This is a genomic window from Marinobacterium sediminicola (genome assembly GCF_022343685.1).
Classification (GTDB): domain Bacteria; phylum Pseudomonadota; class Gammaproteobacteria; order Pseudomonadales; family Balneatricaceae; genus Marinobacterium; species Marinobacterium sediminicola.
Genome location: NZ_CP092123.1, coordinates 88,114 through 101,812, shown reverse-complemented (window position 1 = coordinate 101,812; position 13,699 = coordinate 88,114). Strand labels below are relative to the sequence as shown.

The 13,699-nt window shown below is 53.8% G+C and carries 12 protein-coding genes, 2 tRNA genes and 1 rRNA gene; 2 read left to right on the top strand and 13 right to left on the bottom strand.

Going from position 1 to position 13,699, the window contains the following annotated elements:
- Nucleotides 1-149: 149 nt before the first annotated feature.
- From LN244_RS00470 to LN244_RS00415, 12 genes are all read right to left on the bottom strand, one after another.
- Nucleotides 150-225, bottom strand: a tRNA-Ala gene (locus LN244_RS00470).
- A 38-nt stretch (nt 226-263) separates the two neighbouring features.
- A tRNA-Ile gene (locus tag LN244_RS00465) sits at nt 264-340 on the bottom strand.
- Between the two features lie 86 nt (nt 341-426).
- Nucleotides 427-1,968: ribosomal RNA gene (locus tag LN244_RS00460) — 16S ribosomal RNA — on the bottom strand.
- Nucleotides 1,969-2,510: 542 nt separating this feature from the next.
- A complete protein-coding gene (tatC, locus tag LN244_RS00455) occupies nt 2,511-3,305 on the bottom strand; it encodes a twin-arginine translocase subunit TatC (RefSeq protein WP_239040904.1) in 795 nt (264 codons plus the stop codon).
- A complete protein-coding gene (gene tatB, locus LN244_RS00450) occupies nt 3,302-3,664 on the bottom strand; it encodes a Sec-independent protein translocase protein TatB (protein ID WP_239040903.1) in 363 nt (120 codons plus the stop codon). Before tatB ends, tatC begins: the two co-directional genes overlap by 4 nt.
- A gap of 11 nt (nt 3,665-3,675) precedes the next feature.
- Nucleotides 3,676-3,933 carry a Sec-independent protein translocase subunit TatA gene (gene tatA / locus LN244_RS00445; RefSeq protein WP_239040902.1) on the bottom strand — a complete coding sequence of 86 codons (258 nt, stop codon included), beginning with the start codon at nt 3,931-3,933 and terminating at the stop codon, nt 3,676-3,678.
- An 86-nt stretch (nt 3,934-4,019) separates the two neighbouring features.
- Nucleotides 4,020-4,349: a phosphoribosyl-ATP diphosphatase gene (locus tag LN244_RS00440; protein ID WP_239040901.1), complete on the bottom strand. Its 330-nt coding sequence runs from the start codon at nt 4,347-4,349 to the stop codon at nt 4,020-4,022.
- Between the two features lie 3 nt (nt 4,350-4,352).
- Complete coding sequence (hisI, locus tag LN244_RS00435; RefSeq protein ID WP_239040900.1) at nt 4,353-4,751, bottom strand: phosphoribosyl-AMP cyclohydrolase; 399 nt, start codon at nt 4,749-4,751, stop codon at nt 4,353-4,355.
- A 72-nt stretch (nt 4,752-4,823) separates the two neighbouring features.
- Nucleotides 4,824-6,455, bottom strand: coding sequence for a ubiquinone biosynthesis regulatory protein kinase UbiB (gene ubiB, locus LN244_RS00430; RefSeq protein ID WP_239040899.1), 1,632 nt, complete (start codon nt 6,453-6,455; stop codon nt 4,824-4,826).
- A gap of 40 nt (nt 6,456-6,495) precedes the next feature.
- A complete protein-coding gene (locus LN244_RS00425) occupies nt 6,496-8,064 on the bottom strand; it encodes a GGDEF domain-containing protein (protein ID WP_239040898.1) in 1,569 nt (522 codons plus the stop codon).
- Nucleotides 8,065-8,189: 125 nt separating this feature from the next.
- Entirely contained in the window at nt 8,190-8,813 is a 624-nt protein-coding gene (locus tag LN244_RS00420; RefSeq protein WP_239040897.1) for a thiol:disulfide interchange protein DsbA/DsbL, read from the bottom strand.
- Nucleotides 8,814-8,951: 138 nt separating this feature from the next.
- Nucleotides 8,952-9,554 carry a c-type cytochrome gene (locus LN244_RS00415; RefSeq protein ID WP_239040896.1) on the bottom strand — a complete coding sequence of 201 codons (603 nt, stop codon included), beginning with the start codon at nt 9,552-9,554 and terminating at the stop codon, nt 8,952-8,954.
- A gap of 199 nt (nt 9,555-9,753) precedes the next feature.
- On the opposite strand from LN244_RS00415, the gene yihA reads away from it, so the two are divergent.
- Nucleotides 9,754-10,401, top strand: coding sequence for a ribosome biogenesis GTP-binding protein YihA/YsxC (yihA, locus tag LN244_RS00410; protein ID WP_239040895.1), 648 nt, complete (start codon nt 9,754-9,756; stop codon nt 10,399-10,401).
- A gap of 169 nt (nt 10,402-10,570) precedes the next feature.
- Here yihA and polA read toward each other — a convergent pair whose 3' ends face one another.
- On the bottom strand, nt 10,571-13,315 hold the full coding sequence (polA, locus tag LN244_RS00405; RefSeq protein WP_239040894.1) for a DNA polymerase I: 2,745 nt from the start codon (nt 13,313-13,315) through the stop codon (nt 10,571-10,573).
- 99 nt (nt 13,316-13,414) lie between these two features.
- Between polA and LN244_RS00400 the strand changes: the two genes are divergently transcribed.
- The gene (locus LN244_RS00400; protein WP_239040893.1) at nt 13,415-13,696 is read left to right on the top strand and encodes a DUF2782 domain-containing protein; all 282 of its coding nucleotides are present in this window, start codon (nt 13,415-13,417) and stop codon (nt 13,694-13,696) included.
- Nucleotides 13,697-13,699: the final 3 nt, after the last annotated feature.

Genomic DNA, 13,699 nt, shown 5'->3' with positions numbered 1-13,699 from the left:
ATCGCCGGTTGGCGCTTGTATCAAACAATACAAGACAATCTTTCAGATCCAATTTGTTAAAGAGCGTTTAAAGCTAAGAAGCTTTAAAAGATAAACTCAAAAGAGCGTATGTTTTAAAACTTTCTTGACCATTCCAGGCATCTAAGGAATGGTGGAGCTATGCGGGATCGAACCGCAGACCTCCTGCGTGCAAAGCAGGCGCTCTCCCAGCTGAGCTATAGCCCCATCGAGTCGCTTCCCCATCGGCCAGGCCGTGAGGAAATTGGTAGGCCTGAGTGGATTTGAACCACCGACCTCACCCTTATCAGGGGTGCGCTCTAACCAACTGAGCTACAAGCCTACATATTCAGCACCAGGCTGATTACGCTCTCTTCAACTTTCGATCAGGTAATATGTGTGAACGCTTGCCAGAACTTCGCAATCGTTTAAGGAGGTGATCCAGCCCCAGGTTCCCCTAGGGCTACCTTGTTACGACTTCACCCCAGTCATGAATCACACCGTGGTAACCGTCCTCCCGAAGGTTAGACTAGCTACTTCTGGTGCAACCCACTCCCATGGTGTGACGGGCGGTGTGTACAAGGCCCGGGAACGTATTCACCGCGACATTCTGATTCGCGATTACTAGCGATTCCGACTTCACGCAGTCGAGTTGCAGACTGCGATCCGGACTACGACCGGTTTTCTGAGATTAGCTTACCCTCGCAGGTTCGCGGCCCTCTGTACCGGCCATTGTAGCACGTGTGTAGCCCTACTCGTAAGGGCCATGATGACTTGACGTCATCCCCACCTTCCTCCGGTTTGTCACCGGCAGTCTCCTTAGAGTTCCCACCCGAAGTGCTGGCAAATAAGGATAGGGGTTGCGCTCGTTACGGGACTTAACCCAACATTTCACAACACGAGCTGACGACAGCCATGCAGCACCTGTCACTGCGCTCCCGAAGGCACCAAGGTATCTCTACCAAGTTCGCAGGATGTCAAGAGTAGGTAAGGTTCTTCGCGTTGCTTCGAATTAAACCACATGCTCCACCGCTTGTGCGGGCCCCCGTCAATTCATTTGAGTTTTAACCTTGCGGCCGTACTCCCCAGGCGGTCAACTTATCGCGTTAGCTGCGCCACTAAAGGATCAAGTCCCCCAACGGCTAGTTGACATCGTTTACGGCGTGGACTACCAGGGTATCTAATCCTGTTTGCTACCCACGCTTTCGCACCTCAGTGTCAGTATCAGTCCAGGCAGTCGCCTTCGCCACTGGTGTTCCTTCCGATCTCTACGCATTTCACCGCTACACCGGAAATTCCACTGCCCTCTACCGTACTCTAGTTTGGCAGTATCAGGTGCAGTTCCCAGGTTAAGCCCGGGGCTTTCACATCTGACTGACCAAACCACCTACGCGCGCTTTACGCCCAGTAATTCCGATTAACGCTTGCACCCTCCGTATTACCGCGGCTGCTGGCACGGAGTTAGCCGGTGCTTCTTCTGCAGTTAACGTCACAGCATGCCGGTATTAACGACACACCTTTCCTCACTGCTGAAAGTGCTTTACAACCCGAAGGCCTTCTTCACACACGCGGCATGGCTGGATCAGGGTTGCCCCCATTGTCCAATATTCCCCACTGCTGCCTCCCGTAGGAGTCTGGGCCGTGTCTCAGTCCCAGTGTGGCTGATCATCCTCTCAGACCAGCTACGGATCATCGCCTTGGTGAGCCTTTACCTCACCAACCAGCTAATCCGACGCGGGCTCATCTGATAGCGTGAGGTCCGAAGATCCCCCACTTTCCCCCGAAGGGCGTATGCGGTATTAGCAGTCGTTTCCGACTGTTGTCCCCCACTACCAGGTAGATTCCCACGCGTTACTCACCCGTCCGCCGCTCGCCGGCGATCTAGCAAGCTAGATCCCGCTGCCGCTCGACTTGCATGTGTTAGGCCTGCCGCCAGCGTTCAATCTGAGCCATGATCAAACTCTTCAGTTTAAATCTTTGGTTGAGTCTTTTACGAAAGGAGGAATGATCCCTTCAGACTCGGCTCAAGGTATTACACAACGCTAAATGAATATTCAGTTAGGTTGCTTGCCTTGATTAAGCTTTGCGTGCTCAATCCTGACAAGCGCCCACACATATTACCTGATCAATTTGTTAAAGAGCGGGCTTGGCCAACCGCGCCGTAGCGCAACCTGTTGTCTCAAGCGAGGCGCATATCTTACTACGCCGATTTTCGATGTCAACCATTTTTTTCGTTTTTTGTTTCAGTGTCGTAACACTTCACAACGATCCGGTTGAGATCAAGGAGGCAGATTCTACATCAGAAACTTATTCAGTTTCAAGAACTTATCTCCTTCTCACTAGAGCCGCTCAGTGTTTCGCGAACCCTGTCGTCTCAAGCGAGGAGGCGTATTCTACGCATCCCCACCCGGGTGTCAACGCCTTTTTGTAAAAAGATTTCAAAAAGGTTAAAAACGCAAACGGGCGCCTCTTTCATACAGAGGCGCCCGTTATATTTTTTATCAGACAGCCGATCAGGTGTTCGGGTTTTGTTTCTCTTGATCAGCCGTTTCATCCAATTCCTGATCATCTTTATAATCACGTGACTTGATCAGTATACGCCCCAACAGGATACCCAGTTCAAACAGCAACCACATGGGCACTGCGAGCAGGCTCTGTGAGATGATGTCGGGTGGCGTCAGTAACATGCCCAGAACAAAGCAACCAACAATAACATATGCGCGCTTTGCCCTGAGCCCATCTACCGTAACCACGCCTGACCACAGCAGCAGCAATGTAGCAACAGGAATTTCAAAGACGATACCAAACGCGAAGAACAGTTTGAGCACGAAGTTCAGGTAACTGCTGATATCGGTCATCACTGCAATATTCTCGGGACCCACGCTGGTGAAAAAACCGAAAATCAGCGGAAAAACCACAAAATAGGCAAAGGCGACACCCAGGTAGAACAGGAATATGCTGGATACCAGCAAAGGAACGGCCAAACGCTTCTCATGCGAGTAGAGTCCGGGTGAAATAAAACTCCATGCCTGATGCAGCAGAAAGGGCATGGCCAGAAAAGCAGAAGCGACCAGGGTCAGTTTGAAGGGAGCAAAAAAAGGCGACGTCACATCTGTCGCAATCATGCTGGTCCCTTCCGGCAGGAGTGCCGTTAGAGGTTCTGAAATCCAGGTATACAGATCATTGGCGAAGGCAAAAAGGCCCAGGAAGATCACCAAAATCGCCAAAACCGAGTACAACAGACGTTGCCTCAGTTCGACCAGGTGCGCAATCAGGGGCTGTTCCTGATCCATATGTTCAGCACTCATGGCTTGTCCTTACCGCTGTCAGAAGCACCGATTTCCTCATTGCGGTTACTCGCCTGTTCTGAACGTGCAACAGAAGCAATTTCAGCACTGTCCCGGATTTCTGCAGCAGACTGCTGAAAAGGCTGACGCATTTCATCAAGCTCACGCTCCAGCTGCTCCTTTTGGATCGCCGTACTCCGTTTCAACTCCTCCATACGCAACTCTTCGCGAATTTCGGATTGGATGGAGGTCAATGAGCGGCGAACACGTCCCAGCCAGAGCCCACAGGTACGCGCCGCGGTCGGCAGCCGCTCAGGGCCAAGAACGAGCAGAGCGACCACACCAACAACCAGCAGCTCGAAAAAGCCAATATCAAACATGGCCGTTCAGCTTACTTCTGCGCTTTATTGTCAGTCTTGCTGGCAGTGGAATCACTGTCCTTGAACTGGGCGTCCTGCTCGGACGACAGCTTTTTCTGCTCCTCTGCCGAATTTTTGGACTCTGTGTCATCTTCATTTACAGCTTTTTTGAAGCTTTTCAGTGCACCACCCAGATCGCCGCCGATGTTGCGCAGTTTTTTGGTGCCAAACAGCAGAATGATGATGACCAGTACGATCAGCAACTGCCAGATACTAATTCCACCAAGCATGATGACTCCTAGCCTTAATAGTGCTTACTTTAGATAATGGGTTAGCACGCACCGCGTGCGTCCGAACCGGGGAGCAGGTTCGGCGATTACTTGTTTCGAGAGGCTTTTTCTTCCAGGCCCGACAGGTCAAAGCGACGTGCAAGTTCATTCAGCACCGCCTCATGGCTTTCACCCAAGTGCGACAACATGACCAATGAGTGAAACCAGAGATCAGCGGTTTCATAAATCAACTCGGACGTGTCACCATTTAGCGCTGCGTCCTTGGCGGCCAGCAGAGTCTCAACACTCTCCTCGCCAACCTTCTCCAGAATCTTGTTCAGTCCCTTGGCATGCAGCGAAGCCACATAGGAGCTCTCAGGGTCTGCATTCTTGCGTGCTTCAAGTACTTCATGCAGTTGGGCAAGTACATCGGTCATGGCTCAGGCCTTTTTCGTATAGATCTCGTCAGGATTACGGCGCACTTCGTCTACGCTTTCCCATGTATTACCATCACGCAAAACACGATAGAAACAGCTTTCCCGACCTGTATGACAGGCAATCGCACCCAGTTGTTCAACACTGAGCAGGATGACGTCCCCATCACAGTCCAGCCGCAGTTCATGCAGCTTCTGCACATGGCCGGATTCTTCACCCTTGCGCCACAGGCGGTTGCGAGAGCGAGACCAGTAAATGGCTCGACCTTCTTCTACCGTCAACCGCAAGGCTTCTTCATTCATCCATGCAACCATCAACACACGTCCGCTTTGATGGTCCTGGGCGATCGCCGGTATCAGCCCTTTTTCATCCCACTTAATCTGCTCAAGCCAATCTGCCGACATGCGCCTTCCATCAGTTCTGTTAGCAATATAGTCAGTCGCGAAGCATAACCGATCCACGCAGAAGCGACTACCTCAAGCACGCCACAGCAGCCAGCCACCCAATGCAGCTGAGAGATAGGCATACCAGGGCCAATCAGACACCAGCTGCTTCAACTCGGGCTGAGCGATCAACACGCCTGCCGACACAAGTGCACTGCCCAACAATAGCAAGCGCCGTCTGTGCTGCTGCCTGTGCAACTGCGTTTCCAATAGCTTTTGCTGAACCCTTTCATCTGCTTCAGAGTGCAGCTTCAACTGTTCCAGGCTGTCATACACCATCTGCGGCAGATGAGGCAGCTTTTCGAGCCACTCCGGTGCCTGCTCTTTCATACTACGGTAGACCGCCTTTGCACCCATTCGCTCCTGCATCCAGTTTTCCAGGAAGGGTTTGGCCGTCTGCCAAAGATCAAGATCAGGGTAGAGCTGTCGCCCCAAACCTTCGATGTTCAAGAGGGTTTTCTGCAATAGCACCAATTGCGGCTGCACTTCCATATTGAATCGCCGCGCCGTCTGGAACAGACCCAACAGCACCATGCCGAAAGAAATATCCTTCAATGGCTTTTCGAATATCGGCTCACAGACACTGCGGATAGCCGTTTCGAATGCATGTACATTGGTATCGCGTGGCACCCAGCCCGAATCGATATGAAGCTGTGCAACCTGTCGATAATCACGCTTGAAGAAGGCAAGAATATTACGGGCCAAATAGCTCTGATCCTCGGCATTCAATGAGCCAATGATGCCGAAATCGACAGCAATATACTGAGGATCAGCCGGATTGTTGCGAGCGACAAAAATGTTGCCTGGATGCATGTCCGCATGAAAGAAACTGTCACGGAAGACTTGGGTAAAGAAGATCTCTACCCCTCGCTCCGCCAACTTCTTCATATCCGTCCCCTGAGCCTTAAGCTGTGCCACATCAGCCACTGGTATGCCGTGAATACGCTCCATCACCAGCACATTCTGACGGGTATAATCCCAGAACACTTCCGGTACGTAGAGGATGGGTGAGCGATCAAAGTTACGCCTGAGTTGAGAGCCATTGGCGGCTTCCTTGCGCAGATCCAGCTCATCGAAAATTGTCTGCTCGTACTCGGCTACCACTTCCACCGGACGCAGGCGCCGACCTTCAATCCAGAGGGCGTGCACCATACGAGCCAGCAGATACAGCAGAGCAACATCCTGGCGAATCACGGCACCAATGCCGGGCCGGATAACCTTGACTACAACCTCCTGCCCCGTGTGCAGCGTCGCAGCATGAACCTGTGCTACAGATGCAGAAGCCATAGGTTCGACTTCAAACCGGGCAAACATGGTGTCGACCGGCTGCTTGAGTTCACGCTCGATGATTTTACGAGCACGCTCCCCAGAAAAGGGAGGGACTCGATCCTGCAGTTTCGCAAGCTCTTCAGCCAAGTCATCCGGAAGCAGGTCACGGCGCGTCGACAGCATCTGACCAAACTTGATGAACACAGGCCCCAGGGCTTCAAGAGCAAGACGCAAACGTTCTGCCTGGCTGCGTTTGGCCGGCAGAACATAGCGCCAGGGCAGCAGCCAGAAAAGCGCCCGTACATACCAGGGCAATAACGGCTGATTGAAAAAGGTATCGAGTCGATAATAGGCGAAGATCCAGGCGATCTTCAGCGAGCGCATCAGGGTTCGCACAGCCAGAAAAATCCTGTCCCGTTAAGTAAAGAGGGCTATTCTAGCCTGCAAGGGCAGGCTGTGTCTGGTTTCGTCCCTGCTCTTTGGCGCGATAAAGGGCCTTGTCGGCACGAGTGAACAGGGACTCAAGGTCATCACCATCCTCCACCTCGGCTACACCGAAGGACAGAGTGACCTCTACAGGCTTACCCTTGAAGTTGAATGGGCTGTTCTGGACCGCCAAACGCAATTTCTCGGTCGCCTGCAGCGCTTCTTCCGCGCGAGTGGAAGGGAACAGAATGACAAACTCTTCACCACCAAAGCGGGCAATGAAGTCGGTACCGCGCAAATTTTGACGCAGCACCTTGGCAACCAGCCGCAAGACTCTGTCACCGGCCAGATGCCCCAACTGGTCATTGATACGCTTGAAGTAATCGATATCGCCAACCGCCATGGAGAAACAGGCTCTATACCTGTCCCATCGCTGCATCTCGGTCTGCAGGTGCTGCTCGTAGGCGGTACGGTTAGGCAGACCGGTCAACGGGTCAGTGCGGGCTCGCAGCTGCTCTTCCTGCATGCGCGCACGTGCCTTGCTGGTTTCGAGCTCCATCTGATCAACTTTATTAAGCAGCTCGTTATAACGCTGGTTAAGCCGATCTTCACGTTCCTGTTCGTGCAGCCTGAACTGCTCCATGCTTCGCATGATGGATGCCAGTTGTCGGGTGACACTCTGTTTCAACTGCCCCAGATCGCTCGCATCCTTGACCGTACGGTGAATGTTGCGCACATCACGTCGCACAACATCATCAAGGTCCTGATGTGCCTTGCGTGCTTCCTGCTCATCGCAGCGACTTTCTTCCAGGAACTGCTGCACATACGCCAGCTGGGAGTTCAACGTCAGAAGATAATTCTCGAAATCCTCCTGACTGTTACCGCCCGCCATGCGAACGAGCTCCGTCAAGGTGGAAATGACTTCGGGAAGGCGTTCAAGTTTCAGTCCGCTTTCAAGCTCCTGCACCAACCTCCGGGCCTTCTCCACACCCTCCGCAGGTACCTGAAGCAATTCCAGCAACCGGATCAATCGATGAGCAATCTCGGCCTGCAGTAATTCGAGATTCTGATGACCATCCTGATTAAGCTCGAACTCATCAGTGGCAGATCTGCCGCTCTCACTGGACCCCAGAATATTAGCCTGTAGTTCAACCAGCTCGGTCATCAGCCTCGCCAACGACCCCAGCTGCTCCACAGCTGTCTGTGAACGTGTTTCCACATCACTGATAGCGGGCTCCAGAGCAGGAACTCCGTTGATCTTGCGCAACTGCTGTCCCCAGCGTTTAAGGCTGCGCTGCAGACTTTCGCGGGCACGCTGCCGATCGAGATCAAATTGGCTCAGCTGCTGCTTAATGTTGCGATTCACCGGCAACATCCGCGCGGTGTCCTGAGACACAAGAACACCATCCAGAGCATCAAGCGCTTCATCCAGCGTTGCCTCGTTCCCTTTCAGCCCGAGACTAAGATGACGTGTCAGTACTATCAGCTGGTCTCGCCAATGCGCATCAGCCTGCCTTTGCTGATCGACTTCAAGTGTCAGATCGGTATATTTGCGCTTCCAGTTGGTCTGATCAGACACGCTTCAACCTCGTCACCGGTCTTCTAGGGGATATAAGCTCTATAGAATATTCACTTCTACTCGGAATAGAAATGCAAAACCGCCTTTAAAGGCGGTTTTATTATACTGGATCAAAAAGGAGACAATCAGTTTCCATTACGCTCCTGCTGCACCAGGTAGTCGACAACTTCAAGCATCTGTTTGTGACCACCGGCAGACTGCGCCGTTACGCGATATTTGCCGTTCACAACCATCGCCGGTACACCCGTGATCTCATAGCTGCGCAATCTGGAATCACCCTGCTTCAGCTTCATGTTCACGGCAAAAGAGTCATACAGCTTGTTGAACTTCTCCGGCTCAATTCCCAGAGGCGCATAGAAGTCGGCCAGCGCCTTGGGGCCGGTGAAGCGCTGACGCTGAAGATGAATCGCATCAAACATCGCCTGATGACTTTCTTCCACCTTATTGCTCAATTCAGCTACATAGTAGGCACGCGCCAGCGGCTCCCAGCTGCGACCAAATACCACCGGCAAACCAACAAAGGTGACATCATCTGCCTGCTGCTTGCGCCATTCGGCCAGCAGAGGTTCGAAGGTGTTACAGTGTGGGCACAGGTAACCGAATGCTTCAGTGACCTCGATCTTGTCTTCTGCGACGGTTTTAACCGGAAAGGGCAGCTCGAAATAATGCTCTCCGGCACGGTACTCTTCGGCCCAGGCCAGAGTCGCCATCAGGGACAGGGCCAATGTTGTCAGCAATTTCTTCAACATACTTCTCTTCCTATGATCGTATTGGCGAATGTCGGGTAGACCCCGCTGGCTTGAGTTTAGTTCAGCACCAACGGCTCAGGGACACAAAAAAGGCAGCCTAAGCTGCCCTTTTCGGTTAACGTCATCAAAGACTGATGATCAGTGCAGACCCTGCACATACTGGGAAACTGCCTTCATTTCAGCTTCGCTCAGTTTGCCAGCGATATCGCGCATCATCTGGGCCGGGTCGTTGTCACGTTCGCCCTTGGCGAACTTGTTCAGTGTAGACTCAACATACTGCGCATGCTGACCGCTCAAAGCCGGGTATGCAGCACTGTCAATGCCTTTGCCTGCCGGGCCGTGACAAGCCGTACAAGCTGCTACGCCCTTATCTGCGACACCGGCACGCCAGATGCGCTGACCCAGTTCCACCTGATCAGCCGCTGCCTGACCCAGCTGAACCTTTTTGCTGGCGTAGTAAGCCGCGATATCAGCCAGATCCTGGTCGCTCAGGTTGTTGAGCAGACCGGTCATCTCCGGCACCATGCGAGCGCCGCCCTTGATATCATTCAGCTGTTTCAGCAGGTATTTTTCACCCTGTCCAGCCAGTTTCGGGAAGTTACCTACAACACTGTTGCCATCTGCACCGTGGCAGGCTGCACAAACGGCAGTCTTGGCCTGGCCTGCAGCCGCATCACCCGCCGCGTGAGCGACGCCGGTGAGGCCGATGCTTACCAGTAAGCTGATCAGTAGTTTGTTCATTGACTAACCCAGACTCTTGCTTGACGAAATATGTGTTTATTTCCGCCATTTGCATTCAAAATGGCGAAAATGGCCAATTTCCACTATTACCCTGACTGGAGACAGGCTCTGTTCGCGGGTAAAATTGGCGACATTATAAACCAATATCCCCACAAACTGGAACGGATATGTTCAGTTTGTCGCCACCGAGCCTTGCATCATGTCAACCTCAGACCCAGTAATCCATTATAACCTTGCCCGCTTTGAGATCAGCGCCGCTCGCCTTGACCAGTGCCCATCGGATACCGGGGCAGAGGTCGCCTTTGCCGGCCGCTCCAACGCCGGCAAGTCCAGCGCCATCAACGCTCTGACACAGCAGAAAAGCCTGGCGCGCACGTCCAAAACACCCGGTCGTACCCAGCTGATCAACTTTTTCAGCCTCAATATTGAAGGTCTGAAAATTGTTGACCTCCCCGGCTATGGCTATGCCAAGGTGCCGATCGCGATGAAGCAGCACTGGCAGCGCCATCTTGACGCCTACCTGCAGCACCGAGAAAGCCTGCAAGGTGTCGTCCTGGTGATGGATATTCGCCATCCGATGAAGGAATTCGATGAGATGATGGTTCACTGGTGCGAATCGACCGGTGTGCCCTTGCATGTACTTCTGACCAAGGAAGACAAGCTCAAGCGCGGCCCGGCCAAGAACACTTTGCTGCAACTGAAAAAAGCGCTGAAAGAGCGTTTGGGGGACAAGGTCAGCGTACAGACCTTTTCGGCACTCAAGAGCACCGGCGTCGATCAGCTGCGACAGCGCCTGAACAGCTGGTTGCTGCCTGACGCGGAGACGGCTGAAGAAGCGGACGCCTGAACGGAAAAGAAAAGCCCCGGCCACAGGAAGGGGAAACCAGGGCCGGGGCAGAAGATGTCATGACAGACGAACCACGTGTCCACGCTGGCACAGACAATGGATTTTTCTTACGTGGTTCCTGAAATGAGACATCTTCTGCCCGGAAAGTTCACTGCTGTTTAAAAAAAAATCAGTGCGCCTGCTCCCAGTTATCTCCGACACCGGCCTCTATCAGTAATGGTACTGCCAGATCGGCTGCCTGCTCCATCAGCGGTTTCACCTGCTGGCAGAAACGATCGACTTCAGACTCACGCACTTCGAATACCAGTTCATCGTGTACCTGCATGATCATGCGGGCGTCCATGTCCCCCTGTTCAAGCCAGTGATCGACCGCGATCATCGCCCGCTTGATGATATCGGCTGCAGTACCCTGCATCGGAGCATTGATTGCGGTGCGCTCCGCGGCCTGACGCTTCATCGGGTTACGGTTGTTGATATCCGGCAGGTACAGACGGCGTCCGAACAGGGTTTCGACATAGCCCTGGCCCCGTGCCTGGGCACGGGTCTCATCCATGTAACGCTGCACGCCCGGGTAGGTAGCAAAATAATGGTCGATATAGGTACCCGCTTCCTTATTACCGATCCCCAATTGCTTGGCAAGGCCGAAGGCTGACATGCCGTAGATCAGGCCAAAGTTGATCGCCTTGGCACTGCGACGTTGATCGGCAGTCACCTTATCCACAGTCGTACCGAACACCTCCGCGGCCGTTGCCTTGTGGATATCTTCACCGTGACGGAAAGCATTTAACAATCCTTCGTCGCCCGACAGATGTGCCATGATGCGCAGCTCAATCTGTGAATAATCCGCTGCGACAATTTTGTACCCTGCCGGTGCGATAAAGGCGTTACGAATACGGCGGCCTTCCTTTGTACGCACCGGGATGTTCTGCAGGTTTGGCTCGGATGACGACAGACGACCGGTGGCAGTGACCGCCTGATGGTACGAGGTATGGATGCGACCAGTAGCCGGATTGATCATCAGGGGCAGCTTGTCGGTATACGTGCTTTTGAGCTTGCTCAGGCCACGCTGCTCGATCAACAGTTTTGGCAGCGGATAGTCGAGCGCCAAGTCCTGCAGTACCTCTTCCGCGGTGGAAGGCGCCCCCTTGGGCGTCTTCTTCTTTACCGGCAGGCCCATCTTGTCGAACAGGATCGCCTGCAACTGCTTGGTCGAGTTGAGGTTGAACTCTTCACCGGCCAGATCAAAGGCTTCCTTTTCGATCTCGTTCAGGCGCAGCTCCAGCTCCTGGCTCTGCTCACCCAGAATTCTGGCATCCACCAGAGCCCCACGGAACTCCATGCGTGAAAGCACCGGAATCAGCGGACGCTCGATCTCCTCAAAGACTTGAAGCAACGCTTCCTCTGCCGCCAGCTGTGGCTGCAATTTCTGATGCAGCCGCAGGGTAATATCGGCATCTTCTGCCGCATAGGGTGCCGCCTGCTCCAGTTCAATCTGATTGAAGGTAAGCTGCTTCTTGCCCTTGCCGGCAATGTCCTCAAAGCGGGTCGTGGTGACGCCCAGGTGCCGGTCGGCCAGCGTATCCATGTCATGGCGGCTGGCGGTGGAATTGAGCACATAGGACTCCAGCATGGTATCGGCACCAATTCCCTGCAGCTCAATACCGTAGTGGCGCAGCACGTTCATGTCGTACTTGATGTGCTGACCGATCTTTTTCAGCTCCGGATCTTCCAGCAACGGCTTGAGCTGCGCCAACGCAGATACTCGGTCCAGCTGCTCCGGTGCGCCCATATAGTCATGCGCCAGCGGCACATAAGCAGCTTTGCCCGGTTCTACAGAGAAGGACACGCCAACCAGCTGTGCTTCCATGTAATTGAGGCTGGTGGTTTCGGTATCAAAGGCAAACTCGCCGGCAGCCTTGAGTTTCTCCAGCCAGCTATCGAATGCAGCCTGCGTCAGCACGGCTTCGTATTCGGTTTCTATGGCATCTGCGGCAGCTACCGGCTCATCGGCCCCCAGCTCATCGGCATCGCCCGCTTCCAGCTCACGGACCCAGCTCTTGAACTCGAACTGTTTGAACAGCGCCAGCAACTGCTCGGGCTCGGGTGTCGGCAACGTTATATCGTGCAGAGAAATATGCAGCGGCACATCGGTCTTGATGGTCGCCAACAGGTAGGACAGCTCAGCCGCTTCCCGGTTTTCCTCCAGCTTCTTCGGCATCGACTTGGCGCCACGGAAACCCAGCTCGGGAATCTTGTCCAGATTCTGGTACAGGTCGCTGATACCACCGATACCCTGCAGCAGTGCCAGCGCGGTCTTTTCTCCGACCCCCGGCACGCCGGGGATGTTGTCCACCTTGTCCCCCTGCAGTGCCAACAGGTCAATGACCAGGTGCGGCGGCACACCGAACTTCTCCTCAACACCGGCCACATCCATTCTGGTGTCATTCATGGTATTGATCAGCGTGACGTGCTCATCCACCAATTGGGCCATATCCTTGTCACCGGTCGAGATGATGACGGCTCGACCGGACTCACTGGCCTGACGTGCCAGCGTGCCAATGACGTCATCCGCTTCAACACCTTCCTCGACAAACAGCGGCAGCCCCATGGCACGGATAATGGCGTGGATAGGCTCTACCTGGCTACGCAGATCATCCGGCATCGGTGGACGGTGTGACTTATACTCAGCATAGATCTCGTCACGAAAGGTTTTGCCTTTGGCATCGAAGATCACCGCGACGGGGCTGTCAGGATAATCCTTGAGCAAGCGCTTGAGCATCGAAGTCACCACACGGATGGCACCGGTGGGCATACCGTCAGCGGTACGCAGATCCGCCTGCTGTGAGGCAAAGAAGGCGCGGTAAAGGTAAGAGGAGCCATCCACCAGAATGACCGGGGCGTGCTGTTCGCTCATGGGAGTATCCATATATCTGTTTCGAGGGGTTGTTCGTGCCTGCGACAAGGCCCACAATCATAGACAATTCGACCCCGACTAACCAATTGGGAAGCAATGATGCTGAAAAAACTGACTCTGGCGGCTGTGCTGGCACTTTCGCCTCTCGCACAGGCTGAAGTGGTGGCGGACCCGGCCCAGACCGAGCCGGAGATCACCATCACCTACGATGGCGAAAACACCTACTACGAGTACACCATCAATGGCCAACTCAAGGAAATCAAGGTTGTGCCCAAAATGGGCGAGCCCTATTACCTGGTGCCAGCTGAAGGCTCACAGAAATTCATCCGCGTGGAGGAGTCACAGCTGCTGATTCCAAAATGGGTTATCTTCCGCTGGTAATCG